Source organism: Erythrobacter sp., from assembly GCF_040217515.1.
Lineage (GTDB): Bacteria > Pseudomonadota > Alphaproteobacteria > Sphingomonadales > Sphingomonadaceae > Erythrobacter.
This window is the reverse complement of sequence record NZ_JAVJPT010000005.1, coordinates 94423-107679: the sequence shown is the minus strand read 5'-3', so window position 1 is coordinate 107679 and position 13257 is coordinate 94423. Positions and strand designations below refer to the sequence as shown.

General features: G+C 63.2%; 13 protein-coding genes. 4 read left to right on the top strand and 9 right to left on the bottom strand.

The features are described 5' to 3' along the window. Position 1: 1 nt before the first annotated feature. On the bottom strand, positions 2–394 hold the full coding sequence (locus tag RIB52_RS06425) for a hypothetical protein (protein WP_350174113.1): 393 nt from the start codon (positions 392–394) through the stop codon (positions 2–4). A gap of 226 nt (positions 395–620) precedes the next feature. On the opposite strand from RIB52_RS06425, the gene putP reads away from it, so the two are divergent. The 3 genes from putP (at position 621) to RIB52_RS06410 (ending at position 3495) form a co-directional block, all read left to right on the top strand. Further along, positions 621–2108 (top strand): sodium/proline symporter PutP, encoded by a 1488-nt coding sequence (gene putP / locus RIB52_RS06420; protein ID WP_350174111.1) that lies wholly within the window; start codon positions 621–623, stop codon positions 2106–2108. Between the two features lie 95 nt (positions 2109–2203). Continuing rightward, complete coding sequence (locus tag RIB52_RS06415) at positions 2204–2593, top strand: VOC family protein (RefSeq protein WP_350174109.1); 390 nt, start codon at positions 2204–2206, stop codon at positions 2591–2593. A 110-nt stretch (positions 2594–2703) separates the two neighbouring features. Further along, entirely contained in the window at positions 2704–3495 is a 792-nt protein-coding gene (locus RIB52_RS06410) for an extensin family protein (protein ID WP_502879485.1), read from the top strand. A gap of 348 nt (positions 3496–3843) precedes the next feature. On the opposite strand, the gene RIB52_RS06405 is transcribed toward RIB52_RS06410, so the two are convergent. The 8 genes from RIB52_RS06405 to RIB52_RS06370 form a co-directional block, all read right to left on the bottom strand. Continuing rightward, positions 3844–4464: a response regulator transcription factor gene (locus RIB52_RS06405; protein ID WP_350174105.1), complete on the bottom strand. Its 621-nt coding sequence runs from the start codon at positions 4462–4464 to the stop codon at positions 3844–3846. Between the two features lie 169 nt (positions 4465–4633). Beyond that, a complete protein-coding gene (locus RIB52_RS06400; protein WP_350174103.1) occupies positions 4634–5404 on the bottom strand; it encodes a proteasome-type protease in 771 nt (256 codons plus the stop codon). 58 nt (positions 5405–5462) lie between these two features. Continuing rightward, complete coding sequence (locus tag RIB52_RS06395) at positions 5463–6284, bottom strand: transglutaminase family protein (RefSeq protein ID WP_350174101.1); 822 nt, start codon at positions 6282–6284, stop codon at positions 5463–5465. 9 nt (positions 6285–6293) lie between these two features. Next, on the bottom strand, positions 6294–7238 hold the full coding sequence (locus tag RIB52_RS06390) for an alpha-E domain-containing protein (protein WP_350174099.1): 945 nt from the start codon (positions 7236–7238) through the stop codon (positions 6294–6296). A 28-nt stretch (positions 7239–7266) separates the two neighbouring features. Further along, entirely contained in the window at positions 7267–8718 is a 1452-nt protein-coding gene (locus tag RIB52_RS06385; RefSeq protein ID WP_350174097.1) for a circularly permuted type 2 ATP-grasp protein, read from the bottom strand. A 109-nt stretch (positions 8719–8827) separates the two neighbouring features. After that, entirely contained in the window at positions 8828–9682 is an 855-nt protein-coding gene (locus RIB52_RS06380; protein WP_350174095.1) for an esterase/lipase family protein, read from the bottom strand. A gap of 87 nt (positions 9683–9769) precedes the next feature. Beyond that, positions 9770–10333, bottom strand: a complete 564-nt coding sequence (locus RIB52_RS06375; protein ID WP_350174093.1) for a DUF3617 domain-containing protein — start codon at positions 10331–10333, stop codon at positions 9770–9772. 32 nt (positions 10334–10365) lie between these two features. Continuing rightward, entirely contained in the window at positions 10366–10875 is a 510-nt protein-coding gene (locus tag RIB52_RS06370) for a DUF3617 domain-containing protein (protein ID WP_350174091.1), read from the bottom strand. A gap of 105 nt (positions 10876–10980) precedes the next feature. Here RIB52_RS06370 and uvrB point away from each other — a divergent pair, with 105 nt between their 5' ends. After that, complete coding sequence (gene uvrB, locus RIB52_RS06365; RefSeq protein WP_350174089.1) at positions 10981–13176, top strand: excinuclease ABC subunit UvrB; 2196 nt, start codon at positions 10981–10983, stop codon at positions 13174–13176. Positions 13177–13257 lie beyond the last annotated feature (81 nt).

Below are 13257 nucleotides of genomic sequence, written 5' to 3'. Positions count from 1 at the left end.
ATCAGACCGGCCGAGCGGCGAATTCGCCGGTTGCAGCATCGAATCCGGTGATCTTCATGACCGTGTCCGGATCCGCGATACGGTCACGGATAGTCTTGGAATCAGCGTCAGGGTCCTTCGCAACGACACGAACGACGCGAAAGCGTCCGCTGCAATTGTCAAGCGCATGCTTCAGGTGCCGGATGCGCTCCTTGTTGCCCCAGCGCCTCTCCCATCGCCAGCGATTGGCAGGATCAAAGTAGTTGACCGATCCATCAGCCGCACGCTCGTGGTCCCACAAGGTGATGACGACTGTCCGGCCATCGGGACTCACCGCTGACCAAGCCTGGCGAATGTTGTGCGTGCTCGCGCCGAAGAATGCAAAAGCGTCGGTGAGGGTGGTCGTACGTGGCATGGCCGCAAGCCTACGACGGTGCGGTGAACGAGCGGTTTCTTTTCACCCGGCCCGCTCGGCCCGCCCCGCCGGGGACACGGCGCGTCTCTTCGCGGGCGCAGCATAATTTCCTGAGCCGGGGGATGCGCGAAACATTTTCAGCGCCTTGCTGCGGGTCCTTGGCAATCCTTGCGAATTTGCCCGCCGCTGTGGCCATGGCGCAATGCGCTTGTTACGCACCTGCAACATGGACACAGCAACGCTCGTTTCTCTCGCCGTCTATTTCATCGCGATGATCGGCATCGGGCTTTACGCCTGGAAAAAGTCGACCGAGGACTCCGAAGGCTACCTGCTAGCCGGGCGCAACCTGCCGCCCGCCGTCGCGGCGTTGTCCGCCGGAGCATCCGACATGTCGGGTTGGCTGCTGCTCGGCCTTCCCGGCGCGCTCTATGCGGCCGGGCTGGTCGAGGCGTGGATCGGGATCGGGCTGTTCCTCGGCGCGGTGGCGAACTGGATCATCGTAGCCCCGCGCCTGCGCGAGCAGACAGAGAGTTATGGCAACGCCCTGACGATCCCGCAATTCCTCGCCAATCGCTTTCCCGACCAGGGCACGACATTGCGCGTCGTTTCGGCGATCGTCATCGTCGTGTTCTTCACCGTCTACACCGCCGCCGGGCTGGTGGGCGGGGGCAAACTGTTCGAGACCGCCTTCGCCGGCCTTCTGCCGGATGTAGGCATGAGCGATTACATGCTCGGCATCGTGATCACCGCCGGCATCGTGCTTGCCTATACCATGATCGGGGGATTTCTCGCGGTCAGCCTGACCGATTTCGTCCAGGGCGTGATCATGATGGTCGCGCTTGTCATCATGCCGCTGGTCGTGATGTTCGGCAGCGGCGGCGATGCGGGAGGATCGCTCGGCGACGTGCCGGTCGAGGGATTCCTGAGCCTCACGGAAGGGCTCACCTTTCTCGGCTTCATCAGTGCGGTGACCTGGGGCCTGGGCTATTTCGGGCAACCTCACATCATCGTGCGCTTCATGGCGATCGACACGGTCGAAAAGGTCAAGACAGCGCGCAATGTCGGCCTTTCCTGGATGGCGATCTCGCTCGCCGGAGCGCTTGGCATGGGGCTAGCGGGACGCGCTTATGCGGAGCGCAACGGGCTGGTGGTCGATGATCCCGAGACGATTTTCATCGTCCTGGCCGATCTGCTTTTCCACCCCGCAATCACCGGTTTCCTCTTCGCCGCTCTTCTTGCGGCGATCATGAGCACGATTTCCTCGCAACTGCTCGTCTCGTCCTCTTCGCTGACCGAGGATTTCTACCGCCTTTTCCTGCGCAAGAACGCGAGCGAGCGCGAGGCGGTGAATGTCGGGCGCATCTGCGTCGCGCTGGTCGCCATCGCCGCGATCATCATCGGCAGCGATCCGACCAGCGAGGTGCTCGGCTTGGTGGCAAATGCCTGGGCAGGCTTCGGTGCAGCCTTCGGCCCGCTCATCATCCTCGCCTTGACCTGGCGTGGGATGACAGGGGCGGGCGCGGTTGCAGGGCTGGTCTCGGGGGCGTTGGTCGCGGGTGCATGGATCGCGCTCGAGTGGAATTCCAGCTTCCTGGGCGGCGAAGGGCTCTATGAGATCGTGCCCGGATTCATCGCGGCATGGATCGCCATCGTGGTTGTGAGCAAGGCAACCACCCAGAGCGCCGCGACCCGGGCACAGGCGCCGGCAGAATAGCCTGCCGACAGGGGAGCAACACGGACGGGACAGGACTCTTCCCAAACTGCGCGGCCTCCTTCACTCTCGCGTCCGGCACGAATCGGGAGGAGCGGATGAGCGACGTCGAAGAGCCGCGGGTGACGGGCCTCGGCGGCGTATTCTACATAGCTAGGGATCCGGCGGCGACACGCGCATGGTATCGCGAGGTGCTCGGCATCGAAGGCCCCTATGGTCCGCAATTCGCCTGGGAGGCCGAACCGAAGATGCATCCCTATTCGCTTATCAGCCATTTCGAGGATGCGAGCTACATCGAGCCGGGCCAGCATGGCTTCATGATCAATCTGCGCGTTCATGACCTCGATGGCTTCGTGGAAAAGCTCCGACAGGCGAAGGTCGAGGTGCTCGACACCGCAGACGAAGGCTATGGCAAGTTTGCCTGGATCCTCGACCCCAACGGCGTGAAGATCGAGCTATGGGAACAGGTCGTAGATGAGCTGCCCTGAGCGGGCGAGGAAATGGCACCACCCCGCAGGCGCGAAGCGTTCATCACCCAGTCCGTCCCGATAGCAAGGCGGATTTGTGAGCCGAAAACAGGGTTAAGCCCGGATTAGGTATGCCGATTCCCGCTGCGTTAAGCGAGGCTCGGCAAAACCCCTTAATCATGAAACGGAAGCTAACCCTTTTCAGGTTTGCATCGGCACCGCTTGCCGCTCTTGCGCTGGCGAGTTGCGGATCGGTGATTCCTGCCCCGGCCGGGGTCGCACCCGGTGCCGCAGTCAGCGCATCGTCGGCCACCAGCCCTCCCCCCATCACCCGGCCCGCCAACAGGCTTGCTTCGGCTCCTCGTGGTTACCGGTCATCAGGTCCAGTCGCGAACTGCATTGCCGACCTCGGTGCGAGCGGCGCTCGCTTCGAACCGCTGCCCGACACTTACGCGGCCCCTGGATGCAACAAGCTCGGCACGGTCCGGCTATCGGCGCTGTCCGGCGATGACGGCATGTTCGGGATCAGCAATCTCGGACCGGTGAAATGCGGTACGGCCAAGGCCTTCACTGACTGGGCACGCTTCGGGGTCGACCGAGCCGCGCGCCAGATCCTCGGAAGCCCGTTGATGCGCATCGAGACCATGGGAAGCTATGCCTGCCGCAATGTCGCGGGCACCGACCGCCGCTCGGCCCACGCACGGGCGGAAGCGATCGACGTCTCGGGATTCGTGCTTGAAGACGGCAGGCGCATCACGCTCTCGGGCGATTGGAACGACGGGACAGCGGCAGAGCGGGAATTCCTGCGCGTCGTCCATCGCAGCGCCTGCAAGCGCTTTGGCACTGTGCTCGGCCCCCAATACAATGCCGCGCATCGCGATCACTTCCACCTGGAAGGCACCGGCCCTCGGTTCTGCCGCTGATCACCGGCGTACTGCCTGTACGCGATGTCGTTCAGCAACTGCGGCAAGCACACCTCCTGCAATTTCGTAGGTGTTTCTACGGGCGGACTTCATATGTGCGCCCTTTCGATCTTAACCCGGGCCGGACACGAGGCGCCAAATGCGAGATATAGGGCAGCGCTCACACCCGTTAATGCAAACCGCCTAGCGCAAACTGGGTGCCTCTTCTCTCGGCAGGTTGATGCCAGGCAAGCGTCGGGGTAGTCGACCGATCCCAGCGAGGCAGCCCGGGGGACTGCACGGTGCCCCCGATCCCTCGCCTGCCTCGCCCGCAAGGGGGAGGCAACGAGACAGGCACGATGCGAACCGTCAGGCCTGGATGCGTGGCTCCAGTTTCGCCTCGAGCTTCAGGCGCACGGCCTCGGCGGCATGGCGCGCGCCAAGCTTGCTCATCATGTTGGCCCGGTGAATTTCGACAGTCCGCGGACTGATGTCGAGCTCGCGGGCGATGACCTTGTTGCTCGACCCCTCGGCCAGCCAGTCGAGAACTTCACGTTCGCGCTGCGAGAGGCTGGCGATGCGATCGCGTGCTTCGATCATGCGGCGTCGTTGGGCTCCGAACAGTTCGGCCTCCTTCTCGATCCGGGTAAGGCAGCGGGCGAAACGTTCAGGGTCGAGAGGAAGCGAGAGATAGTCCAGCGCCCCAGCCTTGATCGCCTCGACGATGCGGCCTGGCCTTGGATGCACATCGACCGCAATCAAGGGCAGCCAGATACCGAGTCGGCTCAATCGTTCGAGGATCATCGCCACCCCGCCCTCTTCGGCTGTGTCGCGGGCGATGATGATCCCTTCGCGCGGCGGGTGCACGGAAAGCTCCGACATGTCGCCGTAGACTTCCGAATGGTGGCCGAGCGAAAACCCGACCCGGGCCAGTTCGGCGCGGTGGCGGCTGGAGGAGTCGATGAAGTGGAGCGATGCTTTGCGTGTCATGGCCATTGTGATTGACCAGACAGCCGAGCATTTCACGCAGGACTTACCCCGATACGGAGCAATACCGGGTTAACCACATGCCTAAACCATGCAAAGCCGCCCCGCGATTGCTCCGAAACGAATACGATTACGCTCGATCATGGTGAACGCAGCCCCTTCGCAAACGCCCTTAGGGGCCCTGCGGGCCGGCTTCGGAGCCCTGCGAATCGAAGCTGTAGGACGGCAACGCATCGAGCGCGGATCGAAGCGATGCGCCCCAGCTCGACGAGATCGTCTCGAAAAAGGCATCCTCGCCCGTCACGCGGTGTTCGTGCAAGGGGGCAAACTCATCCTTGCCGATCACCAGCAGGTCGAGCGGCAGCCCGACCGAGAGATTCGCCTTGATGGTCGAATCGAAGCTCACCATCAGCAGCTTGACCGCATCCTCGAAGCGCATGTCGCGTCCGTAACCACGGATCAGGATCGGGCGACCATACTTGGTTTCCCCGATCTGGAAAAAGGGTGTGTCCCAGCTCGCTTCGATGAAATTGCCTTCGGGATAGATCAAGAACAGGCGCGGCTTCATGCCGCTGATCTGCCCGGCAAGGATCATCGATGCCGTGAAGCGCCCCTTGCCCGCCTCGCCATTGCTGCGCTGCGCGTCCTCGATGGTGGAGCGCAGCAGCCGCCCGATCTCGGTCGCCACGTTGAACATGGTGCGTCCGCGGATCAGCGTGTTCTCGCGCTCGTCCGGCTCCTTCGTACGTTCCTCGAGCTGGCTGATGACGGCCTGGGTGGTGGCGAGATTTCCCGCGCACATGACCGCGATCATGCGCTCGCCCGGGACCTGCCAGTGAAACATCTTGCGAAAGGTCGAGATGTTATCGACACCCGAATTGGTGCGGGTGTCGCTCATCAGGACCAGTCCGCGTTCGAGCATCATGCCGACGCAATAGGTCATTCAAGGAGATCTCCGTGTCACCGGCGCAGGCCGGTAGCGCAGATTGCGAGCCGTGTCTCTACTGCTCATCCTGACGCTGCTGCTCGACCGCGACATTGACCGTCAGCAATTCCTCCGTCGAGCCGAAGCTGATCCCGGTGACCGGCGCGGCGTCGCGGTAATCGCGCCCCGTGGCGACGCGGACATAGCGCGGATCGGGGCTGATGCCGTTCGAAATGTCGAAGCCGACCCAGCCCAGCCCGTCGACATATGCCTCGGCCCAGGCATGGGTCGCGTCCTGTTCGACCCGGTCGTTCATCATCAGGTATCCGCTAACATAGCGCGCCGGAATCTCCGCCGCGCGCGCCGCACCGATGAAGATATGGGCATGGTCCTGGCAAACGCCATATCCATGCGCGACCGCCTGCTCGGCGCTGGTCATCACGGTGGTGGCCCCGGTCTGGTAGGCGATCTCGTCGCGGATCTTGCTGGACAGGGCATGAAGGAATGGCAGCCTCCCCTCGTCCTCGGGAGAGGGCAGGTCCCGGACCAGGGCGCGTGCCTTCGGACCAGGCTGCGTCAGCCGTGTCTGACCGATGAAGCTCCAAAGCGGCAGGTGCCCGGCGTGATGGCCGATGACCCCGGCGTGATCGCTGGTCTCCACCGTGCCATGACAGGTAACCATGACCTCGCTCGCCCCCGGTTCGACTGCGACAAGGGTGACATGGTTGAAGTTCTGGTCGTCATACTGGAATTCGGGGTGCGCGTGATCGTACTCCATGTCCCAGTGGATTACCTGCTGGCCCTGTGTCTCCTTCGGCGTGAGCCGCAGACGCTGGAGGGCATGCACCACCGGCTGGGCGAAGGAATAATGGGTCGTGTGCCGGATCGATAGGCGCATGGATGGACCCTAGGCAAGAAATCGGTAGTCGTCGACGATCGCCTCGGCGATGGCGGCATTGCGCTCTATGAAGTCGACGAGGAATTCGTGCAGCCCCTGCTCGAAAATATCGTCGACCGTAAGCGCGCCGATGCGCGCTTCGGCCTCGGCCATCAGCGCGTCGCTGGTCCCCTCGCGTCCGTGCATCCGGGCGAGCGCGGAAAGCGTGCGTCGCAGAGCCATGCGGCTGAAGGCAAGGCTGCGCGGGAACCGCTCGTCGAGAACGAGAAATTCAACAATGCCGCGCGAGTCGATATTGCCGGCGTTGAGCCAACTGTAGGCGCGCGCACCCGCGACCGAACGCAGGACCTGGTCCCACTGCCCGGAATCAAGCCTCGATCCGACGTAGGATAGCGAGGGGAGCAGCAGGAAATATTTCATGTCGAGAATACGCGCGGTCGATTCCCCGCGTTCGACAAAAGTCCCCGCGCGGGCGAAGTGGAAACCTTCGCTCCTCAACATCGAGCCGTCGACCGCGCCGTGGACCTGTGCGCCGGCGCGACGGACTATCGTTACGATATTGCCCAGCACGCCCTGGCCGACCGGGCGGGCAAGCAGACGATCGAGTTCCATCCAGCTCTCGTTGACCGCTTCCCAGACCTCGCTCGAGATACAGGTCCGCGCCGCGCGCGCATTGTTGCGCACCGCCGCGAACATGGCCCGCACGCTGGCAGGGTTGGCGCGGTCTCGCAGGACGAAGTTCCACACTCGCGGCCCGTCATAGGTGTCATGCTCGGCCTCGTAGAGCACCGTCAGGCCGAGCGTAGCGATAACCGAGCGCCATTCCTCTTCAGCGGTGGCGAGATCCTTCGTCAAAGCCATGCGCAGGGCCGCTTCGAGCAGGCGTGCAGTGTTCTCGGCCCGCTCGAGATAGCGGAACATCCAGAAGGAAGCGTTCGCCATCCGGCCGAGCATCAGTGCATATCTCCCACCGACAACGCCATCAGTCCTTCAGCACCCACGTATCCTTGGTGCCGCCCCCTTGCGAGGAATTGACTACGAGCGATCCCTTCTTCAACGCAACGCGGGTGAGACCGCCGGGTGTGATTTCGATCCCGTTCGGGCTGACCAGAACGAAAGGCCTCAAATCCACATGGCGCGGGGCGAGGCCCGTACGGGTGAAGACCGGACAGGTCGAAAGCGAAAGCGTCGGCTGGGCGATATAGTTTTGGGGCGCGGCTGCCAGCTTCTTGCGGAATTCTGCAAGCTCTTTCTTGGTCGCGGTCGGACCGATCAGCATCCCGTAACCGCCCGAGCCGTGAACCTCCTTCACCACCAGTTCGTCAAGATTGTCCAGCACATAGGCGAGACTTTCGCGATCGGCGCAGCGCCACGTCTCGACATTGGGCAGGAGCGGTTTCTCGCCGGTGTAGAATTCGACGATGTCGGGCATGAAGGAATAGATCGCCTTGTCGTCGCAGATCCCCGCGCCGGGTGCATTGGCGATGGTGATGCCGCCCGCGCGGTAGACATCCATGATCCCGGGCACGCCCAGCACGCTGTCGGGATTGAAAGTGAGCGGGTCGAGATAGTCGTCGTCGACCCGGCGGTAGAGCACGTCGATCGGCTTGTAGCCGCGCGTGGTGCGCATCTGCACCTTGCCCTCGACCACCCGCAGGTCGCTGCCCTCGACCAGTTCCGCGCCCATCTGGTCGGCGAGGAAGGCGTGTTCGAAATAGGCCGAGTTGAAAATGCCGGGGGTAAGCACCGCGACCGTCGGCTTGCCGCCGTCCCCGCTGGCCTGCCCTTGCGGGGCGCAAGCGGCCAGACTGCGGGCGAGACGGCGCGGATAATCGGATACCGCCTCCACCGGAACCTGACTGAACAGGTCGGGGAACATCGCCATCATCGTTTCGCGGTTCTCAAGCATGTAGGAGACGCCCGAAGGGGTGCGCGCGTTATCCTCCAGCACATAGAACTGGTCAGGTCCTGTGCGCACGAGGTCGATCCCCACGATATGGGTGTAGATGCCACCCGGCGGGGTGAAACCGACCATGTGGGCGAGCCAGGCGTCATTATGGCGGAAAAGGCGCTCCGGCACTCTCCCCGCGCGCACGATCTCCTGGCGGTGATACATGTCGTACAGAAAAGAATTGAGCGCCCGGACCCGTTGCTCGATCCCGCGGCTGAGACGGCGCCATTCGCCCGCGGTGATGATGCGCGGCACGATGTCGAAGGGAATCAGGCGTTCCTCCGCCTCGTCCTCCCCATAGACGTTGAAAGTTATGCCCGTGCGGCGAAAGGTGTCGTCCGCTTCCTTGTCCTTTCGGCGCAGCGAAGCCTGTTCCTGCCCATCGAACCAGTCGCAATAGGAGCGATAGGCTTCGCGGGTGTTTCCCTCGGCATCGTGCATCTCGTCAAAATTGACGGATTGTTGCTGCGACTTCGCCGTCATTCGCTCCCCGGGTTGCGTATTGATCGGGCGGGACGCAAGAATGTTGTGCCCGTCAAACGGCAGTGTAACCGGCGGCGAGGAAAAAGAAAGGGAGTAAGCGGGGACCCGATCAATTGGGGCGACGCAGCTCGGCGAGCACGGCGCGGATCGCCTCGGGCGAATAGGTGTAACCCATATGGGTGCAGCGCAAGGCGATAGCCCTGTCGCGCTCGCCCGGGTATCCCGCTGCGCTGCGCGGGGCTATCGCGCCGTCATTGGGACTCCAGATTGCCACCGTCTCGACGGGTGGCTTAACGGCAAGATCGACGTCGATCGGGGGCTGGTCGACCCTGTGTCCGGTGATGAATTGGTAAATGCGCCACATATTGTTGGCGCGCGGGCTTCCCGAAAAGGGCGATCCCATGGTGATGACTTTCGCCACGGCATCCGGCTGGCGCTTCGCCAATTCGCGCGCGAAAAGCCCGCCCAGGCTCCAGCCGAGCAGAACGACCGGTTCGCCCGCGCGGCGATTAAGCTCCAGCAGGCGCTGCTCCAACCGTTCGAGTTTCGCTTCGTTCGGACCCCAGTTGAAGCCAAGGCCCCAGCGTTTCGCCGTGTGCCCGGCGCGCTCGAGATGCTGCGCCATGAAACGCATCCGGCGCGGAGCCGTCGCGAAGCCGGGCATGATCATCACCGTACGGGGCCGGTTGCAAGGATCGACCTCGATCGTCCGCAAACTTCGCCGCACCGGCTCGGCGAGGATATCGAGTTCTCCGGCCAGCCGGGCCAGCGGGGGCTTGCCATGCTCCTCTTCGGGATAGTCCCCCCGCGCAAGCGCAATCCGGCGCGACAGCTCGCCTTCCGGGAAGGTCAGCCGCCACTCGCGATGCTCGCCACCGTTCCTGGCTCCGTCGTCCTTCGCTTCGCCGCCTGTCGCGCGCGCGGCAATCCGGCTCAGGCCGTCAAGAATGGCGTTCGATGTCATGCAACCGTAATACCTCCCCCGACTGAATGCACGGTGAAGCTTTTGGTTTCGCGCGCCGACAAGCGTGTGCGGTACGACTGGGCCGCTTCAGCCCGCCGGACAGTCGCCGATCCGCTCGCTGGTCTGCTTCATGGTCATCGAACCTTCTCCAGTGCCTCCGAGATCGCCGGACATTTTCATGGTGAATTCGGAGGAGGTCTCGCGCCCCGTGCCCTGCATCGTGATGTCGACCGTGCCGCCGCCGGGATTGGTGCAGCGCATCGCCGCATCGATTTCACCGTCATCGACATCGAATTTCGAGAAGCTGCAATTGTCTCCCTGCGGCTGGCTTGCAAGCTGGCGGTAGCCATCCTCGACATCTTCTTCCGTGAGGCAGAATTCGCTCGTGCGCGCCATGCTGGAGCGCATCATCTCCGCCGCCTGCGGAGGTGCGCCGGGTATGTCGAGATCAACCAGTTCGACCTGCGAGCGATACTGGCCCGGCCGGGGCCTTACCGTGCCTGCGCGCGCACGATCGGCGACTTCACCCAGGCTGAGTTCGTCGCCCCCCGCCTCATCTCCGGTCGCAATGTCGTCGGCGCCGTCCGGCGTTTCTCCGCCGCAAGCTGCGAGCAATGCCGAGACGGCGGCTGCAAAAACAAGTTTTTTCATTGTTCCATCCTCCCAGGAGCTGTCGGGCCGGCTCAACAGGGGCCAACCCGCTTGTGACGCACGCGCATCCGGATCGTTCCGGGTCCGACCCCCATGTCCCCGCTCATCGTCATCGCGATATCCGACGAGGTCGGCGTGCCATTGCCCTCCATCGTCATGGTCATGGTTCGGCCGTCGACGCGACAGCTCATTTGTGCGTCCAGTTCGCCGCCTTCCATGCTGAAGCGGTCATAGGTGCAGTCCTCGCCGGCATCGCCCTGCGAGCGGCGCGTAATGGCGCGATAGCCTTCCTCGACATCCTCTTCGGTCAGGCAATAGGTCGTCTGTCGGCTCATCATTCGTGTCATCATGCCTGCCATTTGCGGCGGAGCTCCGGGGATATCGACGGACTGCACGGTTATGTCGGCGCTGTATTTGCCGGTCTCGGGCCGCATTTCCGGTGGGTCGACTTGCGCAAGAAGCCCGTCTGAAAAAGCCATCGCACCGGCCAGTCCGAGTCCGGCGGCGACAAGGGCGAAGCTGCTGACATTCATCTTTTTCATACCCCCTCGATTGCGCCGGGGTTCGACGCGCTTATTGCTCGATGGCGAAGGCTAGAAGCATGCAAGCCACTTCACAACCTGCCTCGCGCTCCGCATATCGCGGGCATGAGCCAGCTTGTCATCCGCAGAGGCCTCGAGGAACCCGAAACCGGCGAGGACTTCACCCCGCACCGCCCCGCCCGGCCCGAAAAGTCGATGCCGGGAAAAAAATTCAAGCTCGTTTCGGACTACGAACCGGCGGGGGACCAGCCGACGGCGATCCGCGAACTCGTCGAAGGCGCGAGCGCGGGCGACAAGACGCAGGTGCTGCTGGGCGTGACGGGGTCGGGCAAGACCTTCACCATGGCGAAAGTGATCGAGGAATTGCAGCGACCCGCGCTGATCCTCGCCCCGAACAAGATCCTGGCGGCCCAGCTCTATGGCGAATTCAAGAGCTTCTTTCCCGAAAACGCGGTCGAGTATTTCGTCAGCTATTACGATTACTACCAGCCCGAAGCCCACGTTCCGCGCTCGGCCACCTATATACACAAGGAATCGACCATCAACGAGGCGATCGACCGGATGCGCCACTCGGCAACCCGCGCCCTGCTCGAACGCGACGACGTGGTGATCGTCGCGAGCGTTTCATGCCTCTACGGGATCGGTTCGGTCGAAACCTATTCGGCAATGATATTCGACATCAAGAAGGAAGAAACGGTCGACCAGCGCGAGCTCATTCGCAAGCTCGTCTCGCTGCAATACAAGCGCAACGATGCCGCTTTCACACGCGGCTCTTTCCGGGTGCGCGGGGACAGTCTCGAAATCTTCCCCTCGCACTACGAAGACACCGCGTGGCGCGTGAGCTTCTTCGGCGACGAGATCGAGGAGATCAGCGAGTTCGATCCGCTCACCGGCAAGAAGGGGGCCAGCCTCGACAAGGTGCGCGTTTATGCCAATTCGCACTATGTCACGCCGGGGCCGACGATGAAGCAGGCGACGGAGGCGATCCGCTTCGAACTTGCCGAACGGCTCAAGGAGCTGGAAGCCGAGGGCAAGTTGCTCGAACACCAACGTCTGGAACAGCGCACCAATTTCGATCTCGAAATGATCCAGGCCACCGGATCGTGCAACGGGATCGAGAACTATTCCCGATTCCTCACCGGTCGCATGCCCGGCGAGCCGCCGCCCACCCTGTTCGAATATCTGCCCGAGAACGCGCTGCTGTTCGTCGATGAAAGCCACCAGACGGTGCCGCAGATCGGCGCGATGGCGCGCGGGGACCACCGGCGCAAGCTGACGCTGGCCGAATACGGCTTCCGCCTGCCGTCCTGCATCGACAACCGCCCGCTTCGCTTCAACGAATGGGACGCGATGCGCCCGCAGACCTTCGCCGTTTCCGCCACGCCCGGTCCTTGGGAGATGGAGCAGACCGGCGGCGTCTTCGCCGAACAGGTTATCCGCCCGACCGGCCTGATCGATCCGCCGGTCGATATCAGACCCGTAGAGGACCAGGTTCAAGACTGCATCGAGGAATGCCGCAAGACCGCCGAGAAAGGCTATCGCACGCTCGTCACCACGCTGACCAAGCGCATGGCCGAGGATCTCACCGAATTCATGCACGAGGCGGGCGTCAAGGTCCGCTACATGCATTCCGATGTCGAGACGCTGGAGCGCATCGAGCTGATCCGCGACCTTCGCATGGGGGTCTATGACGTGCTGGTCGGCATCAACCTGCTGCGCGAGGGGCTGGACATTCCCGAATGCGGGCTGGTGTGCATTCTCGATGCGGACAAGGAGGGCTTCCTGCGATCGGAAACCTCGCTGGTGCAGACCATCGGCCGTGCCGCGCGCAACGTGGACGGGCGCGTGATCCTCTATGCCGACCGCATCACCGGCAGCATGGAACGCGCCATGGCCGAAACCGATCGCAGGCGGGCCAAGCAGGAAGCCTTCAACGAGGAGCACGGCATCACCCCGCAGACGATCAAGCGCCAGATCGCGGACATCGTCGCCGACACGGCCTCTCAAGATGGCGTGGTGGTGGAAACCGGCGACGAAGAGCGCAACAACCTCGTCGGGCACAATTTGCGCAGCTACATCGAGGACCTCGAAAAGCGCATGCGCAATGCCGCCGCGAACCTCGAATTCGAGGAAGCCGGCCGCCTGCGCGACGAAATCCGCCGCCTCGAAGCCGACGAGCTGGGCCTGCCCGACGAGGAAAAGAAAGCGCCGCGCGTTGGCCGCTCGAACGAGGGCAAGCCGGGGACGAGGAAGACGCGCTACGGCAAGATCAGGGCGAAACGCATGGGTGGGAAGCCTTGAGACAACGAAGCGGACGACGTCCGCAGCCCAGGGTTGGATGATCCGGCATCGCATCTGCTAGCGATTCGCCGGACACCACCG

What these genes read in the sequence shown, in the direction of transcription:
- RIB52_RS06380 (WP_350174095.1), bottom strand. Translation starts at nt 9,682, where the DNA reads ATGACATCGAACGCCATTCTTGACGGCCTGAGCCGGATTGCCGCGCGC.
- RIB52_RS06385 (WP_350174097.1), bottom strand. Translation starts at nt 8,718, where the DNA reads ATGACGGCGAAGTCGCAGCAACAATCCGTCAATTTTGACGAGATGCAC.
- putP (WP_350174111.1), top strand. Translation starts at nt 621, where the DNA reads ATGGACACAGCAACGCTCGTTTCTCTCGCCGTCTATTTCATCGCGATG.
- RIB52_RS06370 (WP_350174091.1), bottom strand. Translation starts at nt 10,875, where the DNA reads ATGAAAAAGATGAATGTCAGCAGCTTCGCCCTTGTCGCCGCCGGACTC.
- RIB52_RS06375 (WP_350174093.1), bottom strand. Translation starts at nt 10,333, where the DNA reads ATGAAAAAACTTGTTTTTGCAGCCGCCGTCTCGGCATTGCTCGCAGCT.
- RIB52_RS06425 (WP_350174113.1), bottom strand. Translation starts at nt 394, where the DNA reads ATGCCACGTACGACCACCCTCACCGACGCTTTTGCATTCTTCGGCGCG.
- RIB52_RS06395 (WP_350174101.1), bottom strand. Translation starts at nt 6,284, where the DNA reads ATGCGCCTATCGATCCGGCACACGACCCATTATTCCTTCGCCCAGCCG.
- RIB52_RS06405 (WP_350174105.1), bottom strand. Translation starts at nt 4,464, where the DNA reads ATGACACGCAAAGCATCGCTCCACTTCATCGACTCCTCCAGCCGCCAC.
- RIB52_RS06400 (WP_350174103.1), bottom strand. Translation starts at nt 5,404, where the DNA reads ATGACCTATTGCGTCGGCATGATGCTCGAACGCGGACTGGTCCTGATG.
- RIB52_RS06415 (WP_350174109.1), top strand. Translation starts at nt 2,204, where the DNA reads ATGAGCGACGTCGAAGAGCCGCGGGTGACGGGCCTCGGCGGCGTATTC.
- uvrB (WP_350174089.1), top strand. Translation starts at nt 10,981, where the DNA reads ATGAGCCAGCTTGTCATCCGCAGAGGCCTCGAGGAACCCGAAACCGGC.
- RIB52_RS06410 (WP_502879485.1), top strand. Translation starts at nt 2,704, where the DNA reads ATGCCGATTCCCGCTGCGTTAAGCGAGGCTCGGCAAAACCCCTTAATC.
- RIB52_RS06390 (WP_350174099.1), bottom strand. Translation starts at nt 7,238, where the DNA reads ATGCTCGGCCGGATGGCGAACGCTTCCTTCTGGATGTTCCGCTATCTC.